This window comes from Mycobacterium sp. P4_H6, from assembly GCF_056400845.1.
In genome coordinates, this window is record NZ_JBFUKN010000149.1 from 1 (window position 1) to 7,587 (window position 7,587).

Consider the following 7,587-nt stretch of genomic DNA (forward strand, 5'->3'; position numbering starts at 1 on the left):
GTGGTGGGGCCGTGACCTCACTTTGGTTGCCTGCCTGCTCTGCCTGTGGTGCCGTGGGCTGCGTGGCCTCAGCTGGCGGCGCTAATGGAGCGGGCGAAGTCACTTCGCCCTGGTTAGCCGCTGACTGCGGTTGTAAGGCACCCCCTGAATGCACGAGATTCGAGCGACCTTCTCCGGGCCTGCCGGATGCTCCTTTCGGAACCTGCGAACCAGGCCCCGGTGATGATGGAGCCGTACTGCGTAGCTGGCTCTCAAGTCCAGATCGAAGCTGATCGGGAGTTGGGTTCCAGTTGGACAACTTTGATTCACTTGCAGCTGCGGCGACATCGGCGATGTTGGCTTCACGGACTTTACTTATGATTTCGTCGATACGTTGTTGACGCACTTCTGGTTTCAGACTGGATGCCTCCAGTTCAGCGATCGCGGCTTCGGCAGCAACAACTCGTTCGAATATCGAAACTTTTGCGGACATGATTAGACCGAACGTGTGGTTCAGCCAACCTATTGTCGTGACCAAAGCCATTTGGCAACTTGTTAACCCTTGGATTTGCTTGCTTATAGCAGCGCTGCCGGCCGTAGCACCGCTGCCGGTCCATATGCTGCCGGACATTATTTCGCTTTGTTCGTGAAGCCACGTCTCAAGTTGCTGAGTCAGTTGCTTCAAAGTCTGCCCAAGTTGCGATGCCCGAGTTATGAACGATTGTTCGTCGAAGTCCGGCCAGCCGCCATCCGCGGTCATCTGATCCGCATATTTTCCACTTGGCTTGGCAAAGGCCATTTACTTTTCTTTCGAATAGGCACATGCGTTGTACAAAACGAAACCGGTAGAAGACGCTGCACTCGAGAGATAACTGTCTGCAGTTGTGTAGCTCGGAATAGCTGCGACAAAAGCACGCCAATATTGAGCGGCTAAACTCGCGAAGTCCTCGAACACGGCATCGCCGCTGTTGCGTCCCAGATCTTCCAGTTCGCTCGCATACCGTGACATGACGGACCCCATAGCGTCCATTGATGAGCGCTGATCGGCAGTCCATTGGCTCGCCGGAATATTCGCATCGAGAGCAAACCAGGGGGCCGCGTCGATATCGAACTGGTTCAGCGTGTCTCGCCAATTCTTGCACTGAGCATTCGGTTTCGAGGACATTATTTGTGACGGGTCAGAGGGGTCAGCTACCGATTCGGGGGAACTCGGTGGCATGGCAGGTGCAACGAGCGGACCGCGCGTCGCTGCCGCTTGGTTATTCACGGCGGCGCAAATTGCGACAATTGCGCTAGACGATGCGGTTGCAACTCGCGCTAATTCATTGTCGGCGGGTGTATATGTGGGGATGCTGTCGGCGTACGCTCGCCAGTAAGCGATCGATTGTTCGTATAGTTCTCGCATGACGCGGTGTGGCGTGAGTTTTGCGAAAGCCACCGATTGGTCTGCCGCTCGGCGCATCGCGTCTGCGACCTTCTCGTGCATCATTCGTTCATCTGGAGACCAAGACGACGCTGAAAGCCCGGGGTCGCGGCTTTCCCAACCTTGGCTTTCTTCCCGCGATAGCGTGTCAAGAACTGGGCGTGATGGTCCGCATGAAGGGTCTTCGGTGATAACCGAAACCGGCCCAGTGTCGTTCGCACTCGCAATCTCACCCGCTGCCGGCGGGTTCCCGTTGGCCGTCTGCGTGGTGCCGCCGCCACCGTCCCGCGTGAAAAGCAGTGTGGCGCCCACGGATATGGCGATCACCAGTAGCACTGCCACGCCGATCAACAACCACTTCAGATTGTTGTTCTTGGGCGGCTGTGGTGGTTGGCCCCAGCCCTGCTGTGGCGGCCATTGCCCGGGCCCGTACGGCGGCTGTCCCTGGCCGTAGGGCGGCTGTGGTGGGCCCCAATTGCCTGGCGGCGGTGGATTCGTCACTGGCGCCACCYYTGATAATTGCGCGCCGTCACCGATCCACCCCCGTTGTCGCGAAGTCGCCGAATGTCAGTTTAAGTGAGCCCGCAGCGCGGTTAATGCACTTCTTTCACTGCAGCACCGCCGGAAGTTATGTCAAAAATGTCAAAACGCATCGCTGTAAACGGTAACGTCCCACCCGTGGAGCTGACCCTGCAACGCATCGGCGCCTGGTGCGGAACAGTCATGATCGTTCTGTACGGCACCAGCTTTTCCGGTATCGCCCAGCTCTTCCCGCCRCTCTCACCGGCATCCTCGCCCGACGAGATCGCCGCATTCTTCGTCGAGCACAAACTCTGGATCCGCTTCGGCGTCTCGGGCGCACTACTCAGCGCCGTCCTCGCGCTGCCGTTCCTGGCTGCGATCATCCTGCGCATCCGCCGGGTCGAGGGCCACTGGGGCATGCTCTCGATGACCCAGCTGATGGCCGCCACCGTTTTCGTGCCGGCACTGCTCTTCCCGCAGTTCTTCCTCGGCGTCGCCGCCTACCGCCCCGAGGAGCGCTCCGCCGAACTCACCCAGGCCCTCAACGACGTCTTCTGGCTGTGGTTCATCGGAATCGTCGGCACCATCATCATTCAGAACCTGACTCTGGCCGCCGCGGCGTTCGTCGACAAGACCGACCCGCCGACCTTCCCGCGCTGGTACGGCTACCTCAACCTGTGGGTTGCGACGCTGTCGCTGCCCGGCTGCGTCGTGGTCGTCTTCAACGATGGACCGCTGGCATGGGACGGCATCTTCGCCTTCTACATTCCGGGCCTGGTCCTGGTGGTCTGGCTGCTCTCCACTACCGCGGTGATGCTCAAGTCGATCAAGGCCGAACAACAGGCCCTGCAGCCCGCGTGACAGTGACAGCAGCAGCACCGCTACACCAGAAGCGGATCCCCGGGGAAGGCGGCACCTGGGTCTTCCTGTTCGGCGACATGCTCGTCTTCGGCGCGTTCTTCGTGACGTTCCTCGTCGAGCGCGCCAAGGCACCCGAGATCTTCGACGCCGCCCGCACCACCCTGCACATCGGCGTCGGTGTCATCAATACTCTTGTGCTGCTGACCAGTTCGCTATACGTCGTGCTGGCCCTCAACGCGATGCGCGCGGGCCACGGGCAGATCGCCACGAAAGCCACCGCCGCGGCGATGGCCTTCGGCGTTACGTTCATCGCACTCAAGGTCTACGAGTACGTCTCACTGGGCACCGCCGGCCACGGACCGGGCGCCAACGATTTCTACCTGTATTACTTCATCCTCACCGGTCTGCACCTGTTCCACGTCTGCCTCGGCCTCGGCGCGCTGTCCTTCGTCCTGACCCAAACCCGACGCCCCGAACTCAGCGACACCCGCACCGCACTCGTCGAAGGGGCCGTCTGCTTCTGGCACCTCGTCGACCTGCTGTGGATCTTCCTGTTCGCACTGCTCTACCTGGTGAGCTGATGACCGCCCTCAACCTGCTGAAGAACCGCGCCGGCGCCAGCTGGCTGTTCCTCGTCGCCGCGACGATCGTGTCCTGGGTCGTCGGCGCCGAACACGGCACCGGCTCCCTGGTTGCCGTCCTGGTCCTGGGCATTGCCGCAATCAAAGTGCGCCTGGTCGGCCTGGACTTCATGGAGCTGCGGCACGCCCCGATCCCGTTGCGCGCCGCGTTCGAGGCGTATTGCCTCGGGATGTGGGCGCTGCTGTCTGCGCTTTACCTCTGGCTCTGAACCTGGATCAGGTGCCTCGAACAGCTCGAGAAACACTCACGCTGCATGTCCGACCCCGCCGGTAGAATCGCACGTATGTTCGAAGTCTTGGATCGGGCCGCGATCGCGGAATTGAGCGATGAGGCGCTCGTCTCTGCGGTGACGGCGACGACCCAGAACGAGGCGTCGGTGGCGGCCTACCGGTTGGCGTTGATAGGTGAGGTGGTGGCCCGGCAGTGTGATGACGAGGACGACGCGATCGCCCATCAGGTCATTGATGGGTGGGCGTGGGCTCAGGCCGCGGTGGCGGCGGCCTGCAACCTGAACACCCACGCCGCGTCCAAGCAGATGCGCATCGCCCAAGCGCTGCGCGACCGGCTGCCCCGCACCGCCGCCCTGTTCGCCACGGGTGCGATCTCGATGGCGGTGATCGATGCGATCACCTGGCGCACCCACCTCGTCGACGATGATGACGCGCTCGTGTTGATCGATACCGCGATCGCCGGGGAAGCGGGCGAGTACGGGGCACACTCGGAGAAACAGCTGATCGGCGCCATCGATCTGTGGGTGGAGAAATTCGATCCCGAAGCAGCCGTGCGCTCCAAGCGCAACGCCAAAGACCTCTACGTCGAGTTCGACGACAAAGACGACCCGAACGGGGTGTCCTCGTTCTGGGGTCGGCTGCGCGTCACCGACAAGAAGATCCTCGAACAACGCCTCAATGATCTGGCCGACACCGTCTGCGGCAATGATCCCCGCGCGCGGGGCGAGCTGCGTGCGGCCGCGTTGGCCGCGTTGGGTGCGGTGGGTCCGCAACTGGAGCGGCTGGCGTGCGCGTGCGGGGGTGCTGGTTGTGAGGGCAGCGGGAAAGATCCGCGCTCAGGCGCAGTCACCATCTACGTGCTCACCGACCAGATACCGGCCGCCGGCGAAGAATCCCCGCGGCACACCAGCCCGGGCACCGCAGCCACCCCAGAATCCGGGCCGGCCACACCGGAGAGTGAGCAGCAGACTCCGGCAGCAGAATCCGAACCCGCGGTGCCCGCCGAACCTGCGGCCCGCAATGAACCTGCTGCGCCCGCGGCCTGCAACCCCAGCCCGGGCGTGATGCTCGACGGCGCCATCATCCCGGCCAACATGCTGGCCGATCTCGTCGCCACCGGCGCCAAAATCAAACCAATATCCGAGATCGCCGACCTGCCGGCCGAACGTCAATACCGGCCCTCGACCGCACTGACCGCGTTCGTCCGCATGCGCGCCATGACCTGCAGCTTCCCCGGCTGCAACCGCCCCGCGCACCGCTGCGACCTCGACCACCTGACCCCATGGCCCGCCGGAGCCACCCATCCGGGCAACCTGGCACCACTGTGCCGTCTGCACCATCTGATCAAGACATTCTGTGGTTGGGAACCGGCAGCGAAACCCGACGGACGCATCCAATGGTCAGCACCCACCGGGCACACCTACACCAAGGCCCCCGGCGCGTCAATCATGTTCCCGCACTGGAACATCGAGACACCCATCCCACGAAAACGCGCCATCAGCCTCATGAACGACACCGACCGCGACACCAAGATGCCCACCCGAAAACGCACCCGCGCACAGGATCGTGCACAAAGGATCAAAGCCGAGCGGCAGCGCAACGCAGCAGAACTCGCCGAAAACAACAGCGACCCGCCCTTCTAGGGTGCTCTAGACCGGGTCGACGCCTACGGCTCGCAACGCCGCAAGATCGGCCGCCCCGCACCCGTGCAGGCAAATGCGTAGCTCAGCGATGAAGCGCTCCAACCATTCCTGCACCGCCGCCGCCGACTCGATGGCCGGCACCAGCAGTGGATGCGCCACCGCCACCACATCGGCGCCCAAGGCGATCGCCTTCGCCGCGTCCATCCCGGTGCGGATCCCGCCGGAGGCGACCAGCGGCACCTGGGGCAGCACCGAACGCACCTCGACCAGCGCCTGCGCCGTCGGCAGGCCCCACTCGGCCAGGCCCAGATCATTGATCCCGMCGTAGCGCACGAACTGCTCCACCCGCGCCCACGACGTCCCGCCGGCACCGGCCACGTCGACCGCGGCCACCCCGATATCGGTCAACGACGCCGCCGCAGCCGCCCCGATCCCGTGCCCGACCTCCTTCAGCAGCACCGGATACCCGACAGTCTCGACCACGTCGCGCAGCCGGGCCAGCGACCCGGTGAAATCGGTATCGCCGCCGCGCTGCACCGCCTCCTGCAACGGATTGGTGTGCACCGCAAGAGCATTGGCGCCCACGCCGGCCAAGACGCGGCGCAACTCCGGCACCATGTCACGATTCAGCTGGGCCAGCCCGATATTGCCGACCAACAACACATCGGGTGCGACCTCGCGCACCTGGAAGCTGGGCACCGATTCCTCGCCGAGCATCACCCGCTGGGAGCCCAGCATCATGCCCACGCCCAGCGCCTGCGCCGCGGTGGCCAGATTGCGGTTGATGGTGCCCGAGAGCTCCGACCCGCCGGTCATCGAACCGATCAGCACCGGCGCCCGCAACGGCACCCCCAAGAACTCGGTGCCAAGGTCGATGCCGGCCAGGTCGGTCTGTGTCAGCGCGTTATAGGGCAGCCGGTAGCGCTCCAAGCCGGTGGTGACGGTCTGATACTGAACGGCCTCGGACAGGCAGACGTCGATATGACGCCGCTTACGCACCTGGATGCGGTCATCGAAGCCGGGGCCGATGGTCACCTGCCCGAGACTGCCACATCCGGACGGCGCGCCTCGATGAGATGCCGGGTGGAATGCGCCACGAACGGTCCGCCGGTCTCGATGCGTGCGTGCAGCTCGGCGAGCTTGTCCCGGTAGCGCTCGACGGTGAAGTCGGGCACCCACCAAATCACCTTGGACCCACGTGCTGAGCCAGATAGGACCCGCCCGGCCGCAGCACGCGGGCAATCTCGCGCCAGGCGATGGTGGCGGGATGACGGCTGGAGACCAGCTCGAAGGACGCATCCGGGAACGGCAGCTCGGACTCCGGGGCGGCCGACACGGTCACCCCGTCCAGCAGCCGCGCCGCCGCGGCGACGTTCGGCGGCCACGCCTCGGTGGCCGCCAGCACGCTCGGGCGTGCCTCGGCTGCAGTCAGCGCTTCGTGGAACACCTCACCACCGCCGGTCTGCACGTCCAATGCCGCAGCGACGCCGCCCAGCCGCGACGACAGCAGCCGGGCATAACCCCACGATGGGCGTTCCTCGGTGGCCCGACCGTCGAGCCAGGAGAAATCCCAGCCGGTGACGTCGGCGGCCGCGCCTTCTGCGATCAGGTGCTCGAACATGGCAGCCAGTGTGGCCTGAGACAATGGCCCGGTGTCAGATGCCTTATGGATCGCCGTCGCGGTCGTAGCAGTCCTGCTTGTCACTGCACTGGTCGTCGGGCTGGTGCGTTACCGCAAGCGGCGGATCACCCTGTCCGCGCCGGACACCACCACCCAGATCGACAAGTCGGGCGGCTATAAGGCCTCCTCAGGCATCACGTTCAGCGGGCCGAGCACCGCGCCGCCGGTCGAGAAGGTCGATCCCACCGGACTGCCCGGCGTCGGTGACGACGCCGCCGTGCCGCGCGACGCCCCGAAGCGCACCATCGCCGAAGTCAAGCTGCCCGAGCCTCCAGTCGCCGAGCCGCCGAAGCCGGTCCYCGAACCCGAACCGAAGCCGGAACCGAAGCCGGAACCGACGCCCGCCCCCGAGCCGACACCCGAGCCCGCCCCGCCCGCGGCCACCGAGATCGAGGACATCGCCCCGGCGGAGGGCCGGCTGGAACGCCTGCGCGGCCGGCTGGCCAAATCGCAGAGCACCCTGGGCCGCGGCGTGCTCGGCCTGCTCGGCGGCGGCGACCTCGACGAGGAATCCTGGGAGGAGATCGAGGACACCCTGCTGATCGCCGACCTCGGCCCCGTGGTCACCGAGAACGTCATCGCGGCGCTGCGCACCAAGATGGCCAG

Annotated in this window: 8 protein-coding genes and 1 pseudogene; 5 read left to right on the plus strand and 4 right to left on the minus strand. The window is 64.8% G+C overall.

Going from position 1 to position 7,587, the window contains the following annotated elements:
* Positions 1 to 778: hypothetical protein (locus tag AC1DTF_RS31645; RefSeq protein WP_477476931.1), on the minus strand; the 778-nt coding region annotated here is incomplete at its 3' end.
* Positions 779 to 1,756: a hypothetical protein gene (locus tag AC1DTF_RS31650; protein WP_477476932.1), complete on the minus strand. Its 978-nt coding sequence runs from the start codon at positions 1,754 to 1,756 to the stop codon at positions 779 to 781.
* Positions 1,757 to 2,125: 369 nt separating this feature from the next.
* Here AC1DTF_RS31650 and AC1DTF_RS31655 point away from each other — a divergent pair, with 369 nt between their 5' ends.
* The 4 genes from AC1DTF_RS31655 (at position 2,126) to AC1DTF_RS31670 (ending at position 5,300) form a co-directional block, all read left to right on the plus strand.
* A complete protein-coding gene (locus AC1DTF_RS31655; RefSeq protein WP_477476938.1) occupies positions 2,126 to 2,785 on the plus strand; it encodes a hypothetical protein in 660 nt (219 codons plus the stop codon).
* The gene (locus AC1DTF_RS31660) at positions 2,782 to 3,366 is read left to right on the plus strand and encodes a cytochrome c oxidase subunit 3 (RefSeq protein WP_477476933.1); all 585 of its coding nucleotides are present in this window, start codon (positions 2,782 to 2,784) and stop codon (positions 3,364 to 3,366) included. The genes AC1DTF_RS31655 and AC1DTF_RS31660 overlap by 4 nt, the downstream gene beginning before the upstream one ends.
* A complete protein-coding gene (locus AC1DTF_RS31665; protein ID WP_477476934.1) occupies positions 3,366 to 3,635 on the plus strand; it encodes a cytochrome C oxidase subunit IV family protein in 270 nt (89 codons plus the stop codon). The genes AC1DTF_RS31660 and AC1DTF_RS31665 overlap by 1 nt, the downstream gene beginning before the upstream one ends.
* Before the next feature lie 75 nt (positions 3,636 to 3,710).
* On the plus strand, positions 3,711 to 5,300 hold the full coding sequence (locus tag AC1DTF_RS31670; RefSeq protein WP_477476935.1) for an HNH endonuclease signature motif containing protein: 1,590 nt from the start codon (positions 3,711 to 3,713) through the stop codon (positions 5,298 to 5,300).
* A 6-nt stretch (positions 5,301 to 5,306) separates the two neighbouring features.
* On the opposite strand, the gene fni is transcribed toward AC1DTF_RS31670, so the two are convergent.
* Both fni and AC1DTF_RS31680 read right to left on the minus strand, forming a co-directional pair.
* A complete protein-coding gene (fni, locus tag AC1DTF_RS31675) occupies positions 5,307 to 6,335 on the minus strand; it encodes a type 2 isopentenyl-diphosphate Delta-isomerase (RefSeq protein ID WP_477476936.1) in 1,029 nt (342 codons plus the stop codon).
* A pseudogene (locus AC1DTF_RS31680) lies at positions 6,332 to 6,930 on the minus strand (methyltransferase domain-containing protein). Before AC1DTF_RS31680 ends, fni begins: the two are co-directional and overlap by 4 nt.
* A gap of 22 nt (positions 6,931 to 6,952) precedes the next feature.
* On the opposite strand from AC1DTF_RS31680, the gene AC1DTF_RS31685 reads away from it, so the two are divergent.
* Positions 6,953 to 7,587 (plus strand): signal recognition particle receptor subunit alpha (locus tag AC1DTF_RS31685; RefSeq protein WP_477476937.1); only part of this gene is annotated, 635 nt, incomplete at its 3' end.

Bases quoted from the DNA above. Each gene is read 5' to 3' on its own strand.
- AC1DTF_RS31665 (WP_477476934.1), top strand. From the start codon at position 3,366: ATGACCGCCCTCAACCTGCTGAAGAACCGCGCCGGCGCCAGCTGGCTG.
- AC1DTF_RS31670 (WP_477476935.1), top strand. From the start codon at position 3,711: ATGTTCGAAGTCTTGGATCGGGCCGCGATCGCGGAATTGAGCGATGAG.